We start from the raw sequence: 14,320 nt of genomic DNA on the forward strand, positions 1-14,320 counted from the left end.
CTCCTTTAGGCATTTGCTAAATATAAACATATGGTTAAAACTGACTTATCAGGTCTGACCTCTTAAATTGGAGTCCGTATGAATAAGGTTATCCCGCTGGTGACGCGTGAAGGCGATCGCATCGCGATTGTCGATGGTTTACGCACGCCATTCGCCAAGCAGGCCACGGCGTACCACGGCATTCCGGCGGTTGATTTGGGTAAGATGGTGGTCAGTGAACTGCTGGCAAAAAGCGGCATTGACCCCAAAATCATCGATCAGCTGGTGTTTGGGCAGGTGGTGCAAATGCCCGAAGCACCGAATATTGCGCGCGAAATCGTGCTCGGTACTGGCATGAGTGTCTCGACGGATGCCTACAGCGTCTCCCGCGCCTGCGCCACTAGTTTTCAGGCCGTAGCCAATGTGGCGGAAAGCATCATTAGCGGCTCGGTCAGTATCGGCATCGCCGGGGGCGCGGACTCCTCTTCGGTCTTGCCGATTGGGGTCAGTAAACGGCTGGCTCGCACTTTAGTCGATGTGAATAAAGCCCGCACGCTGTCACAGCGCCTGGCGCTGTTTAGCAAATTGAAATTCCGCGACTTGCTGCCGGTGCCGCCCGCCGTGGCCGAGTACTCCACCGGCCTGCGCATGGGTGACACCGCCGAACAGATGGCGAAAACCCATGGTATTTCCCGCCAGCAGCAGGACGAACTGGCGCACCGTTCCCACACTTTAGCGACTCAGGCGTGGGAAAATGGCTATCTTGATTCGCAGGTGATGGCCGCCCAAGTGCCGCCGTACCGCGACGTGTTGCAGAAAGACAACAATATTCGCACCCAGTCTGAACTGAGCCAATACACCAAACTTCGCCCAGCCTTTGATCGCCGCCACGGCACGGTCACGGCGGCAACCAGTACGCCTTTAACCGATGGCGCGGCGGCGGTGCTGATGATGAGTGAATCCCGCGCGCGCGAACTCGGCCTAACGCCGCTGGGTTATCTGAAAAGCTTCGCCTTCGCCGCCATCGACGTTTGGGAAGATATGCTGTTAGGCCCGGCCTACGCCACGCCGATTGCGCTAGACAGGGCAGGGCTGACGCTCAGCGATTTGGACTTAATTGAGATGCACGAGGCTTTCGCCGCACAAACGCTGGCAAACATCAAAATGTTCGCCAGTGAGACGTTCGCCCGCGAGAAGCTGGGGCGTGAGCAATCCATCGGCGAAATAGACTGGGAGAGATTCAACGTGCTCGGCGGCTCTCTGGCCTATGGCCATCCTTTTGCCGCCACCGGCGCGCGCATGATCACCCAAACATTACACGAGCTTCGCCGTCGCGGCGGGCGTTACGGGCTGACCACTGCCTGCGCGGCGGGTGGATTAGGTGCCGCAATGATTCTGGAGGCAGCCGAATGACCGACGATCTGTTCTTACTGGAGAACCAGCCCGATTCTGCATTCAAACTGACCTTTACCAACCAGCACGTTGGCATCATCACCATCGACGTGCCGAATGAAAAGGTGAATACCTTAAAGGCTGAATTTGTTGAACAAATCGGCACGATTTTGCAGAAAGCCCAGCAATATTCACAGTTGAAAGGGCTGGTACTGATTTCCGGCAAAACCGACTCTTTTATTGCCGGGGCCGATATCAGCATGATCAGCGGCTGTAAAACGGCCCGCGAGGCCAGTGAGTTAGCCACCAAAGGCCAGACGGTGATGTCGCACATTTCGGCATTCCCGGTGCCGGTGGTGGCCGCCATTCACGGAGCCTGCCTCGGCGGCGGGCTAGAGTTGGCGCTGGCCTGCCATTCGCGAATTTGCTCCCTCGACGATAAAACGCAGCTTGGGCTGCCTGAAGTGCAGCTTGGCCTGTTGCCGGGTTCCGGCGGCACGCAGCGACTGCCAAGGCTAATTGGCGCGCCGAAAGCGCTGGATATGATGCTCACCGGGCGCAGCATTCGCGCCAAGCAGGCTCAGCGAATGGGGCTGGTGGATGACGCCGTGCCTCAATCCATTTTGCTGCAAACTGCCATTGAGCGCGTGCTGCAAGGGCGCAAAACCCGCGCTCCACTGCCTTGGCAGGCGCGTTTGGCGGGCGGCCCCTTGGGCAAGGCACTCCTATTCTCGGTGGTTCGCAAAAAGACCCGAGCCAAAACTCACGGCAACTACCCGGCTACCGAAAAGATCATCGATGTGGTCAAGCAGGGGCTGGATAGCGGGCGTACCAGTGGTTATCAGGCCGAGGCCGAAGCCTTTGGCGAGCTGGTGATGACGCCACAGTCGGCCGCGCTGCGCGGCTTGTTCTTTGCCTCCACGGCGCTGAAAAAAGAGCGCGGGGCAGACGCCGATCCGCTGCCACTGCGCAGAGTGGGCATTCTCGGCGGCGGGCTAATGGGCGGCGGTATCGCCAATGTCACCGCCACGCGCGCGGGCCTGCCGGTGAGGATCAAAGACATTAATCAGGAAGGCATTCGCCACGCGCTGAAATACAGCTGGGATCTGCTAGAGAAGCGCGTTCGCCGCGGGCGACTGAAAAAGGCCGAGCAGCAGCGGCAGATGATGCTGATTTCCGGCACCACGGATTACAGCGGCTTTGAGCGCGTTGATCTGGTGGTCGAAGCCGTGTTTGAGGATTTAGCGCTGAAGCAAAAAATGGTCGCCGAGATTGAACAAAACGCCTCTGAGCATACGGTTTTTGCTTCAAACACCTCTTCTTTGCCGATTCACGACATTGCAGCCACGGCCAGTAGGCCGCAGAACGTGATTGGGCTGCACTATTTCAGCCCGGTAGACAAAATGCCGCTGGTGGAAGTGATCCCGCATGCAGGAACCAGTGAGCAAACCATTTCGACCACCGTCGCGCTGGCGAAGAAACAGGGGAAAACGGCGATTGTGGTGGGCGATAGCGCCGGGTTCTATGTAAACCGCATTCTCGCTCCTTACATTAATGAAGCGGCGCGCTGCTTACTAGAAGGGGAGCCGATTGAACACATTGATAAAGCTCTGGTTGATTTCGGTTTCCCGGTCGGGCCGTTGCAATTACTGGACGAGGTAGGGATCGACGTCGGTACTAAAATCATTCCGATTCTGGTGAATGCTTTAGGCCCGCGTTTTGCCGCGCCGCGCGCGCTGGACGCCGTGCTGGAAGACGGCCGTAAAGGGCGCAAAAACGGCAAAGGCTTCTATCTCTATGCGGATAAAGGCCGACCGGCGAAGAAGAAACAGGCTGATCCGTCAATTTATCGGCTGCTTAACCTGTCGCCAAAACAGCAGCAGGGCGGGGAGTTGATCGCCCGCCGCTGCGTGATGCTGATGCTCAACGAGGCGGTGCGCTGTTTGGATGAAAATGTCATTCGCAGTGCCCGCGATGGCGATATTGGCGCGGTCTTTGGCATCGGCTTCCCGCCGTTCCTCGGCGGCCCGTTCCGCTACATTGACCAGCTTGGCGGGGCAGAGGTGCTGAAAACCTTGCAGGGCCTGCAACAGCATTATGGCGAGCACTTCGCGCCATGCCCTGGCCTGATACGCCGGGCGCAAGAGGGCAGCCGCTTCTATCCATGATGTGGTTGGTCATGATGCTGTTCGCGGTCAAAAGCGATTGATCGACTGATGATGAAAAGCTTTCATGCCGGAATTATTTCAGCGCGCATGAAAGCTCATCATCCTGTGACAACGATCACGGCTTATGTCGCGTTTTCGCGGGAATCTGGCAGGGTCTGTTTCCAGATACGGTGATGAGTTAGATAATGCATCTGTGCGAAAAGAAATCGAAAAGAAATATTGTTAGCCGTAGGCAAACTGGTGAGGTTTGCAGCAAGCGTTTGAAATACATCCGATATGATTAATAAGTAGGCAAACTAGTTTACAAGTGGAATCAGTTGATGTAAAAAACAGCGTTTTCTTTACGTGAAGTTTCAGGCAAAATGCCCGGCCGCCATAGAGAGACGGCGCGTTAGGTGGCTGTGGTTTGCCCTTCAGGCTTTCAACGAAAGCATCGGGCAAAGGGTGATACAGCACGCAAGGCGTTTCTGTATAGCGCTATTTTTGTTAACAAAAGCGGTGCAATATGCAAGTTGTGATTATGCGTCACGGTGAGGCAGCTCTTGAAGCAGCCAGTGATTCGGCAAGACCTCTTACCGAATGCGGATGTGACGAATCAGTACATATGGCGGCGTGGCTGAAAGGTCGCGCAATCAATATTCAGCGTGTTTTGGTTAGCCCGTATCTACGTGCGCAGCAGACGCTGGAAAAAGTGAAACAGGCCATCGGTCTGCCCGATGAGGTGGAAGTTCTGAAAGAACTGACTCCGGGGGGCGATCCTGCCGTTGTCGCGCAAGAACTCCATGCGCTGGCGCTGGAAGGCGTGAGCAGCGTGCTGGTGGTTTCACACCTGCCGCTGGTGGGGTATCTGGTCGCCGAGTTGTGCCCGGGCGTTTGCCCGCCGATGTTCGCCACTTCTGCGATGGCCAGCGTAGAGTTAGACGCTGAAACCGGCAAAGGCACCTTTGAGTGGCAGTTCAGCCCTTGTCAGGTGATGGCGAAAGTCTAAAACGTTGCTCCGCTAAAAATCAAAAAGCACAGCTCAGGCTGTGCTTTTTTGCTTTCTGCTTTTGCGAATCAGCGGCGGTTACAGCTCATGCTGCTTATCGTCCAGCTCAATCAGCACAAGCAGTGCGGCGGTTCCGCCCAGCTCTTTGGGTGCCTGATGAAAGGCTAACACGTCAGGGTGCTGCGCCAGCCACAGCGGCGTCTGTTGCTTGAGGATGTGCTTGCCGTGACCGTGCATCACGCAGGCGCAGTGCACGTGCTCGCGGCGGCAGGCGGCAATCAGCGCGCCCAGCTCCTGCTTGGCTTCGCGCTGGGTCAGGCCGTGTAAATCGAGAAACAGCTCCGGCGAGTAGTCGCCGCGGCGCAGCTTCTTTAATTCGAAATGGCTGACATCAGGGCGCAGGTGGCGCACCGGGCCTTCTTCCTGCAACATCGGCTGGAATTCATCGGAGAAGTAGTAAGTCGCATCAACCTGTTCTTGCAACAGCTTTTTTGGCGATACTTCGGTCACTTTTTTACGCACCGGACGATGAGTAATAGTGTCATTTTGCAGGCGTTTAATCCCCGGCACGGCTTCACGGAAAAGCAGCTTTTCCTCCGGGCTTAGCGCATGTTTTTTCTTCATGGATTCGTCATCATTCTTAGCACATTTTCACAGTGTACCTGCGCATTAGTCGAGGGTTAACAAAAACTCAGACTTAAATTCCCATCACTTCTCGCAACAACTTCCTATAGCTGCTGATTTGTCCCCGGCTTCGTGGCAAACTATGCGGCAAATTAGGTACTGTAAACCCTCGGTTAAAGGGCTGTTAAAAGCCAGCCTGCCGTCAGGAGAGAAAATTGGACAAAATATTCGTAGATGAAGCCGTAGGCGAGCTTCACACCATTCAGGACATGCTGCGTTGGACAGTAAGCCGCCTGAACGCCGCTAATGTTTATTATGGCCATGGTACCGATAACCCGTGGGATGAAGCCGTGCAGCTGGTGCTGCCAAGCGTGTTCCTGCCGCTCGACATTCCAGAAGATATGCACACCGCGCGCCTGACCTCCAGTGAGCGCCATCGCATCGTTGAGCGCGTGATCCGCCGCGTTAACGAGCGCGTTCCTGTCGCCTATCTGACTAACAAAGCCTGGTTCTGCGGCATGGAGTTCTACGTTGACGAACGCGTGCTGGTGCCGCGCTCACCGATTGGCGAACTGATCGACAATCGCTTCTCCGGCATCCTGCGCGACAAGCCGCAGCACATTCTCGACATGTGTACCGGCAGCGGCTGTATTGCTATCGCCTGTGCCTATGCCTTCCCGGAAACCGAAGTGGACGCGGTAGATATCTCTGCCGACGCGCTGGCGGTGGCCGAACGCAATATCGAAGCCCACGGCGTGGAGAACTGGGTCACCCCAATTCGCTCCGACCTGTTCCGTGAACTGGTGTCATTACAGTACGACCTGATCGTCACCAACCCGCCATACGTTGACGAAGAAGATATGTCAGACCTGCCGCAGGAATATCGCCACGAGCCTGAGCTAGGCCTGGCTTCCGGCACTGACGGTCTGAAGCTGACTCGCCGCATTCTGGCCTGCGCGCCAGACTACCTGACCGAGCAGGGCGTGCTGATTTGTGAAGTGGGTAACAGCATGGTACATCTGATGGAACAGTACCCAGAGATTCCATTTACCTGGCTGGAATTCGAAAACGGCGGCGACGGCGTATTTATGCTGACCAAGCAGCAGTTGCTGGATTGCGCTGAGTATTTCACTGCTTACCGCGACTAAAAAATTTTGGGTGACGGGCCTCGCAGCCGGTCACCTCATCAAATAAACAACATAATGGTTAAGGAGCCGTGATGGCAGGGAACAGTATTGGGCAGTTTTTCCGCGTCACCACTTTTGGCGAATCCCACGGCGTGGCCTTGGGTTGCATCATCGACGGCGTGCCACCGGGCATTCCGCTGACCGAAGCAGATTTGCAGCACGATCTCGATCGCCGCCGTCCGGGCACGTCGCGTTACACCACTCAGCGCCGCGAACCGGATCAGGTGAAGATCCTCTCCGGCGTGTTCGAAGGGGTGACTACCGGCACCAGCATCGGCCTGATCATCGAGAATACTGACCAGCGCTCTCAGGATTACAGTGCGATTAAAGACGTTTTCCGTCCGGGACACGCTGACTACACCTATGAGCAGAAATATGGCGTGCGCGACTACCGCGGCGGCGGTCGTTCTTCGGCCCGTGAAACCGCAATGCGCGTTGCCGCCGGTGCCGTCGCCAAGAAATATTTGGCGCAAAAATTTGGCGTTAAAGTCCGTGGCTATCTGGCACAGATTGGCGATGTCAGCTGTGAGTTGAAAGACTGGGACTTGGTCGAAACCAACCCTTTCTTCTGCCCGGATGAGTCCAAGCTGGAAGCGCTGGACGAACTGATGCGCGAGCTGAAAAAGGCCGGTGACTCTATCGGCGCGAAAATTACCGTGATGGCGGAAAACCTGCCAGCGGGCCTCGGCGAGCCGGTCTTCGACCGTCTTGACGCTGATTTGGCTCACGCGCTGATGAGCATCAACGCGGTGAAAGGCGTGGAAATTGGCGACGGTTTTGCCGTAGTCACCAAGCGCGGCAGCGAAAACCGTGACGAAATCACACCAAACGGCTTTGAAAGCAACCACGCGGGCGGCATTCTCGGCGGTATCAGCAGCGGCCAGCCGGTTATCGCGCATATTGCGTTGAAACCGACCTCCAGCATCACCGTTCCGGGGCGCACCATTAACCGCGAAGGCGAGCAGGTGGAGATGATCACCAAAGGTCGCCATGACCCTTGTGTGGGCATCCGCGCCGTGCCAATCGCTGAAGCGATGATGGCTATCGTGCTGATGGACCACTTGCTGCGTCAACGTGCTCAAAACGGTGATGTGAACTCAAGCGTTCCACGCTGGTGATTAGCTAATCAAAGGTGGTAAACCGATGAAACCTGCTTTCATGACGGCAAATCTGTTCAAAACGGCCTGCGCGGGTCTGCTGGCGCTGGCGTTTTGCGCGCCCGCTCTGGCGGTAACACCTTGGCAGAAAATCACCCATCCGGTGGCCGGGGCGCCGCAGGCCATCGGCGGTTTCGCCAACGGCTGCCAGATTGGCGCCCAGCCTCTGCCGCTGAACTCGCCTAATTATCAGGTGATGCGCACTGACCAGCGCCGCTATTTCGGTCAGCCTGACCTGCTGGCTTTTATCAAACGTCTGGGACTTCAGGCGACGGATAAAGGCCTTGGCACCATGCTGATTGGCGATATGGCGATGCCAGCCGGTGGTCGTTTCAGCAGCGGACATGCCAGCCACCAGTCGGGTTTGGATGTTGATATCTGGCTGCAACTGCCGCGTCAGCGCTGGAGCGAGCAGATGCTGCTCAAGCCGCAGCCTATTGATTTGGTCAATGCTGACGGTAAAACCGTCAATCAGCGACAGTGGCAACCACGCATTGAAACGCTGATCAAGCTGGCCGCGCAGGACAGCGACGTGACGCGCATCTTCGTCAACCCGGCCATCAAACAGCAGCTGTGTGCCGATGCGGGAACGGATCGCGCGTGGCTGCATAAAGTTCGTCCGTGGTTTGGCCATCGTGCGCACATGCATGTCCGTCTGCGTTGCCCTGCGGGCAGCCTGGAATGTGAAGATCAGGCGCCACCTCCGCCGGGAGATGGTTGCGGCGCGGAACTGCAAAGTTGGTTCCTGCCACCGAAACCGGGCACCGGTACACCAGTGAAAAAAGAGCCACCTCCGTTGCCGCCGTCTTGTCAGGCGCTGCTGGATAAACACGTGCTCTAATCGCTATTGAACATTCCCCGCTTTATAGAGCGAGACAAAAAGAAAAATGGATTGGTTGATTGTTGCCCCTTGGGTAGTAGGCGTTCTGTTTTTAGTGGCTGTTTTAGCGGGGTTTATTGATTCAATAGCCGGTGGCGGTGGGCTACTCAGCTTGCCGGCACTGCTGGCGGCGGGTGTGTCTCCCGCTCAGGCGATTGCCACCAATAAGCTGTCGGCGGTAGGGGGATCTTTCTCCGCTAGCCTGTACTTTGTGCGCCGTGGGGTGGTGAACCTTAACGACCAAAAGCTCAATATTGCCTGCACCTTTGTTGGCTCGGTATTGGGCGCGATTTTGATTCAGCACCTGCGCGCAGACATGCTCCGGCAGATCCTGCCGCTGCTGATCATCTGCATTGGTCTCTATTTTCTGCTGACGCCAAGATTGGGCGAAAGCGATCGTCAGCGCCGCTTATCCGCGCTGCCTTATGCATTAGTCGGTGGCGGCTGCGTTGGTTTTTATGACGGCTTCTTCGGGCCGGGGGCGGGCTCTTTCTACGCGCTGGGCTTTGTGACGCTGTGCGGCTTTAATCTTGCCAAAGCCACGGCACACGCCAAAGTGCTGAACTTCACCTCTAACTTTGGTGGCCTGCTGTTTTTCATCATGGGCCACAAAGTGATTTGGAGTATTGGCTTGGTGATGCTGGCCGGGCAGTTTATCGGCGCGCGCCTCGGCGCTCGCATGGTGTTATCTAAAGGGCAGAAGATGATCCGCCCGATGGTGGTCTGTGTGTCAACGGTAATGAGCTGTAAGCTGATTTATGACAGCCACGGGGCGGAGATCTACCAGTGGCTCAGTTTGCACCTATAGCAACAGGCGAGTCACTGAGGCAAATCACTGATCAACATCAGTAAAAACAATATTCAAATAGGGGAGTATTTGCCCCTAATTTCACTTGATAGAGTTTCGCAGCAACTATGTCCGATTCAACAGAAACCCATAATTATCATCAATTAATCCAGATTTTTGATTCCTGCTTCTATGAGGAATTCAACACCCGGCTGATTAAAGGTGATGACGAGCCAATTTACCTGCCCGCCGATGAACAGGAAGATTTCAATCGCATCGTTTTTGCTCACGGCTACTACGCCAGCGGGCTGCATGAAATCTCCCACTGGTGCGTGGCGGGGGCCGAGCGCCGCAAGCTGGTGGATTTCGGTTACTGGTATTGCCCGGATGGCCGTGACGCGCAAACGCAAAGTGAATTTGAGAAGGTGGAAATTAAGCCTCAATCCTATGAGTGGCTATTTTGCGCCGCCGCCGGGTTCCGCTTTAACGTCAGTTGTGACAACCTGAGCGGCGATTGTGAGCCGGACCGCGTGGCTTTCCACAATAAGGTCCGCGAAGAAGTGCTGCGGATCTTGCAACAAGGCGTCCCAGAAAGACCGGCGCGCTTTATAAAAGCGTTACAATCGTTTTACAATACGGCACCTTTGACGGCGGCAGATTTCCCTGCGCTGCAACCGCTAGAATGAATTTCTGAATATTGAATAATTGAGGATGATTGATGATCGCAGAATTTGAAGCGCGTATTTTGACGCTGATTGACGACATGGTTGAAAGCGCCAGCGATGATGAGCTGTTCGCCAGTGGCTATCTGCGAGGCCATCTGACCGTGGCGGTTGCCGACGCGGAAGAGAACGGCGAACACACTGCCGAAGCATTGAAAGTGCGGGTGCAACACAGCCTAGATAATGCCATCAAGGCCGGGGAGCTCTCTCCGCGCGATCAGGTTCTGGTGCTCGGTATGTGGGAAAACCTCTATCAGGCGTCTCTGCCAGAAGCCAAATAATCAGTCATACCTTATAAAAACAAAGGGCCGTCAGGCCCTTTGTCAATTCTGTCAGTTCGCCTCGCTCACCACCGGTTTGCCTTTCAGCAGTTTTCTTACCCACATGCGATGCGGGTTAAGCGCCGCCAGCGTTTCGCTATCGAGCGGCATCGGCTCCCCCGAAATTTGCGCCGCCAGCACTTCCGCCACCAGCGGGGCTGAACTTAGCCCACGCGAACCCAGCGCCCCGAGCAGGAATAGATTGCGATGATATGGCGCATCAGCCACCGGCTGGCCGCGTTTCACGGCGATATCCAGCTTGCTATAAGCCCTAAGCATGGCGTCATAATCGGCCACTGCACCCACCATCGGCAGGTGGTCGCGGGTCGCGCAGCGCACGCCGTTTCTCGCCTCGCCGCTACTCACGTCAACTTCCCGCGCCCAGTCGGCTTGCGGCAAGCAATCAATCAGCCGCTGGCGGTTCTGTTGCTGGTCATCTTCGCGATAAGCCGTCGACTTATCAGCACGGTGATAGCTCGCGCCAATGCAATGGTGCTGATTCAGTGGGTTAACTGGCGTGAGGTAGCCGTCATAGCACAGCACTTGTTTGAGCTTTTGCAGTTCCGGCGTGGTGGGAATATGTGAAACCTGCCCGCCGACGGCGTACACCGGCAGCTTCTCGGTTTGCTGGAAATCAGTAATATTCGCCCCGTTTGCCAGCACCAGGCTGTCATGCACTAGGGTTTCGCCATTGGCGAAGGTCAGCGCCCAGCGGCTGTCCTCGGTCTGTCGTAACCCCGTGACCGGCTGGTTGAAATGTGCCTTTAGCCCGCGCGTCTCGGCCAGTCGGATTAACTCCGTGGTGAGTTGAGCGGGGCAGAGCCAGCCCCCCAGCCCATAGCTGATCCCGCCATGATGACACGCTAAGCCGCAAGCTTCGGTCAGCTGCTGCTGATTGAGGGCGGTGGCTAGCTCGGCGGGCAGTTCGCCTGCGAGGATCTTATCAATTTTCCCCTGACTCTTGGCGTCATAGCCAATCTGGCTTACGCCGCACCACTGATGGTCGAACGCCACGCCACTTGCTGCTAAAGCCTGATACTGGCGACGGGCGAAGGTGAATGCGTGGGAGAAAAATCGCTCCAGCGCGTCGCCTTTACCATTGAGTAAGGGATACACCGCGCCCTGACGATTCCCCGAAGCTCCCTGAGCCGGTTGATCATCGGCACAATAAAGGGTGACGTTAAAATCACGCCGCAGCAGCGCCAGCGCCAGCACGGCACTGGCGACGCCGCCGCCGATAATAGCAATGTCTTGGGTGTTTTCCGCCGCCGGTCTCTGATACCACGGAGCCGAATGTGGCAGACTCAGCGGATTATTCATCACGCCGCTAAGCATATGTTTCTTTTGACCGAACCCTTTCACTTTCCCGACGTCAAAGCCTGCATCGAGTAAACCGCGACGGACAAAACCGGCCACGGTAAAGGTTGCCAGCGTACCTTGCGAGCGCGAAAGCCGCGCCATGTTGGCAAACAGCTCGGGGGTCCACATATCGGGGTTTTTAGAAGGGGCAAAACCATCTAAAAACCAGGCGTCAACCTGTTGATTCATACTGCTGTCACAAGCCGGAAGCAGGGTAGTAACATCGCCGAACCATAGGTCGAGAGTGATGCGCCCGTCGTCCAGCAGCAGGCGATGGCAGCCGGAAAAAGGCAGCGGCCATTGGGCAACAAGTTGGCTGGCATAGTCGGCAAGTTCAGGCCACTGGGTTAAGGCGGCAGTCAGGTCATTTACGGACAGTGGAAATTTCTCGAAGCTAATGAAATGCAGGCGTTTTAGGCGAGCTTCGGGCTGCTGCTGGGTATAGTCATCAAAGGCTTGCCACAGAGTGAGAAAGTTCAGGCCGGTGCCAAATCCGGTTTCTGCAATAACGCAGACCGAGCGCGGATGTTCGGCAAAGCGTTGTGGGAATCCATTACCGTTTAGAAAGACGTGGCGGGTTTCCAGCAGGCCGTTTTGGTTGGAAAAATAGACGTCATCAAAATGTCGGGAAACAGGTGTACCCTGTTCGTTCCAACTTAATTCGGCGGGCTGGATTGGGGTGTGGCTCACATGAAACTCCCTCAGTTCAAGGCGATGCCGAAGTTTAACGGCCAGTTTGACCTCGCGCAAATTTACTGCGATTTACACAAGGAATTGCTGATCGGACTTGTTCGGCGTACAACTGTACGCTAGAGTGCGTCACGAAATCCCGAATAGTTAATAGTACAAGAGGTATTAAATGAAACGTGCAGTCATTACTGGCCTGGGTATCATCTCGAGCATCGGTAACAACAAGCAGGAAGTACTTAACTCCCTGCAAGAAGGGCGCTCAGGGATCACCTTCTCGCAAGAGTTGAAAGATGCCGGAATGCGTAGCCATGTCTGGGGTGATGTTAAGTTAGACACCGCAGGGCTTATCGATCGTAAGGTCGTGCGTTTCATGAGTGATGCTTCTATCTACGCTTATCTGTCCATGCAGCAGGCTATCGAGGATTCTGGCCTGACGCCTGAGATGGTTTCTAACGAGCGTACCGGCCTGATCGCAGGTTCCGGTGGCGGTTCACCACGTAACCAGGTTGCGGGTTCTGACGGCATGCGTGCTAAAGGTCTGCGCGGCGTAGGTCCATACATGGTGACTAAGGCGATGGCGTCTGGCGTTTCTGCTTGCCTCGCGACTCCGTTCAAAATTCGTGGCGTTAACTATTCCATCAGCTCTGCTTGTGCGACCTCTGCTCACTGCATCGGTAACGCGGTAGAGATGATTCAGCTCGGTAAGCAAGACGTGGTGTTCGCCGGTGGCGGCGAAGAGCTGTGCTGGGAAATGGCCTGTGAGTTCGACGCTATGGGCGCACTCTCTACCAGCTACAACGACACTCCAGATAAAGCTTCCCGTACTTACGATAAAGCCCGTGACGGTTTCGTCATCGCTGGCGGCGGCGGTATGGTTGTTGTGGAAGAGCTGGAACACGCTCTGGCACGTGGCGCGCACATCTACGCAGAAATCGTGGGCTACGGCGCAACATCTGACGGCGCAGACATGGTTGCTCCATCAGGCGAAGGCGCAGTGCGCTGTATGAAGATGGCAATGCAGGGTGTGGACACCCCGATTGACTACGTCAACGTACACGGTACTTCTACTCCAGTAGGCGATGTGAAAGAGCTCGGCGCAATCCGCGAAGTGTTCGGCGCTACAACACCAGCACTGTCTTCTACTAAAGCCATGACCGGCCACTCACTGGGTGCTGCGGGCGTGCAGGAAGCAATCTACACCTTGCTGATGGCTGAAAATAACTTCATCGCGCCAAGCATCAACATCGAAAACCTCGATGAGCAGGCTGAAGGTATGGACATCATCACTAAGCCAACTCAGCGCGAGCTGACTACCGTGATGTCTAACAGCTTCGGCTTCGGCGGTACTAACGCCACGCTGGTTATGCGTAAGCTGAAAAACGACAAGTAATCTCGTCGTTCTCTTTGAAAAACCCGCCATCGTGCGGGTTTTTTTATGCCCGCCGTCATACTCCCCAATGCCTCAACAGCTACAAACGACTTAACTAATCAGGTACAATTCCGTCGCTTTCTTTTCACTCAATAGATACTTTTATAACTAAGATGCAATGCTCTCACTTAGCCAGATAAAGCACAGGCACACTCTTTTTCCTGCCTGGCTTGGGATTCTGGCCATCCTGATGTTATTTATCGCGCCGGTGGTGTCTAAATCACTGGTGGCTGCTGGCATGTCGCATTCGATGATGCCTGGCATGGCGATGACAGAGATGTCGACGGCAGAAATGCCTATGGCATCGATGGATATGTCAGAGATGTCAGAGTCCGACATGCCGATGTCGCATGGCGAGATGGCTGAACAGGCTGATACTGTGGCTCATCAAAACTCTATGCCCATGCACGATATGGGGCTGGGAGTGATGATGCCCGGCGACATGAGTGACGCAGCCTGTGGTTACTGCGTACTTTTAGTCCACCTGCCGCTGTTTCATATGTTAGCGCTGCCGATGCTGTGGGTGTCTAACACCTCCAGCCGCGCACCGCCGCGCCTCGCAGCCGTTCGTCCTGTTCCCACTGCTTTCTACCCTGACTCTCAGCCTCGCGCCCCTCCTGCTTTCAAATAGCTTTTTG

General features: G+C 55.7%; 13 protein-coding genes. 11 read left to right on the forward strand and 2 right to left on the reverse strand.

Annotated features, from left to right (window positions below; all coding sequences use genetic code 11):
* The first annotated feature begins 78 nt into the window (after positions 1-78).
* From fadI to sixA, 3 genes are all read left to right on the forward strand, one after another.
* A complete protein-coding gene (gene fadI, locus SBO83_RS17515; RefSeq protein ID WP_396132387.1) occupies positions 79-1,392 on the forward strand; it encodes an acetyl-CoA C-acyltransferase FadI in 1,314 nt (437 codons plus the stop codon).
* Positions 1,389-3,539: a fatty acid oxidation complex subunit alpha FadJ gene (gene fadJ, locus SBO83_RS17520; protein ID WP_396132388.1), complete on the forward strand. Its 2,151-nt coding sequence runs from the start codon at positions 1,389-1,391 to the stop codon at positions 3,537-3,539. The genes fadI and fadJ overlap by 4 nt, the downstream gene beginning before the upstream one ends.
* A gap of 505 nt (positions 3,540-4,044) precedes the next feature.
* Positions 4,045-4,527: a phosphohistidine phosphatase SixA gene (gene sixA / locus SBO83_RS17525; RefSeq protein ID WP_396132389.1), complete on the forward strand. Its 483-nt coding sequence runs from the start codon at positions 4,045-4,047 to the stop codon at positions 4,525-4,527.
* Between the two features lie 78 nt (positions 4,528-4,605).
* On the opposite strand, the gene smrB is transcribed toward sixA, so the two are convergent.
* On the reverse strand, positions 4,606-5,151 hold the full coding sequence (gene smrB / locus SBO83_RS17530; RefSeq protein WP_353502807.1) for an endonuclease SmrB: 546 nt from the start codon (positions 5,149-5,151) through the stop codon (positions 4,606-4,608).
* Positions 5,152-5,366: 215 nt separating this feature from the next.
* Here smrB and prmB point away from each other — a divergent pair, with 215 nt between their 5' ends.
* The 6 genes from prmB to SBO83_RS17560 all read left to right on the forward strand — a co-directional run bounded on the left by prmB (position 5,367) and on the right by SBO83_RS17560 (position 10,165).
* Positions 5,367-6,299 (forward strand): 50S ribosomal protein L3 N(5)-glutamine methyltransferase, encoded by a 933-nt coding sequence (gene prmB / locus SBO83_RS17535; protein ID WP_034791861.1) that lies wholly within the window; start codon positions 5,367-5,369, stop codon positions 6,297-6,299.
* A gap of 71 nt (positions 6,300-6,370) precedes the next feature.
* A complete protein-coding gene (gene aroC / locus SBO83_RS17540; RefSeq protein ID WP_034791860.1) occupies positions 6,371-7,456 on the forward strand; it encodes a chorismate synthase in 1,086 nt (361 codons plus the stop codon).
* Between the two features lie 25 nt (positions 7,457-7,481).
* Positions 7,482-8,336, forward strand: a complete 855-nt coding sequence (gene mepA / locus SBO83_RS17545; protein ID WP_396132390.1) for a penicillin-insensitive murein endopeptidase — start codon at positions 7,482-7,484, stop codon at positions 8,334-8,336.
* Positions 8,337-8,382: 46 nt separating this feature from the next.
* Complete coding sequence (locus tag SBO83_RS17550; RefSeq protein WP_154145402.1) at positions 8,383-9,183, forward strand: sulfite exporter TauE/SafE family protein; 801 nt, start codon at positions 8,383-8,385, stop codon at positions 9,181-9,183.
* 107 nt (positions 9,184-9,290) lie between these two features.
* Entirely contained in the window at positions 9,291-9,848 is a 558-nt protein-coding gene (locus SBO83_RS17555) for an elongation factor P hydroxylase (protein ID WP_353502802.1), read from the forward strand.
* Between the two features lie 32 nt (positions 9,849-9,880).
* Complete coding sequence (locus SBO83_RS17560; RefSeq protein ID WP_034791857.1) at positions 9,881-10,165, forward strand: YfcL family protein; 285 nt, start codon at positions 9,881-9,883, stop codon at positions 10,163-10,165.
* A 51-nt stretch (positions 10,166-10,216) separates the two neighbouring features.
* Here SBO83_RS17560 and mnmC read toward each other — a convergent pair whose 3' ends face one another.
* Positions 10,217-12,253, reverse strand: coding sequence for a bifunctional tRNA (5-methylaminomethyl-2-thiouridine)(34)-methyltransferase MnmD/FAD-dependent 5-carboxymethylaminomethyl-2-thiouridine(34) oxidoreductase MnmC (mnmC, locus tag SBO83_RS17565; protein ID WP_396132391.1), 2,037 nt, complete (start codon positions 12,251-12,253; stop codon positions 10,217-10,219).
* Positions 12,254-12,422: 169 nt separating this feature from the next.
* Between mnmC and fabB the strand changes: the two genes are divergently transcribed.
* Positions 12,423-13,643, forward strand: a complete 1,221-nt coding sequence (gene fabB, locus SBO83_RS17570) for a beta-ketoacyl-ACP synthase I (protein ID WP_034791854.1) — start codon at positions 12,423-12,425, stop codon at positions 13,641-13,643.
* Between the two features lie 157 nt (positions 13,644-13,800).
* The gene (locus tag SBO83_RS17575) at positions 13,801-14,313 is read left to right on the forward strand and encodes a DUF2946 domain-containing protein (protein ID WP_396132392.1); all 513 of its coding nucleotides are present in this window, start codon (positions 13,801-13,803) and stop codon (positions 14,311-14,313) included.
* The last annotated feature ends 7 nt before the right edge of the window (positions 14,314-14,320 follow it).

This window comes from Ewingella allii, from assembly GCF_044430645.1.
Taxonomy (GTDB): Bacteria; Pseudomonadota; Gammaproteobacteria; order Enterobacterales; family Enterobacteriaceae; genus Ewingella; species Ewingella allii.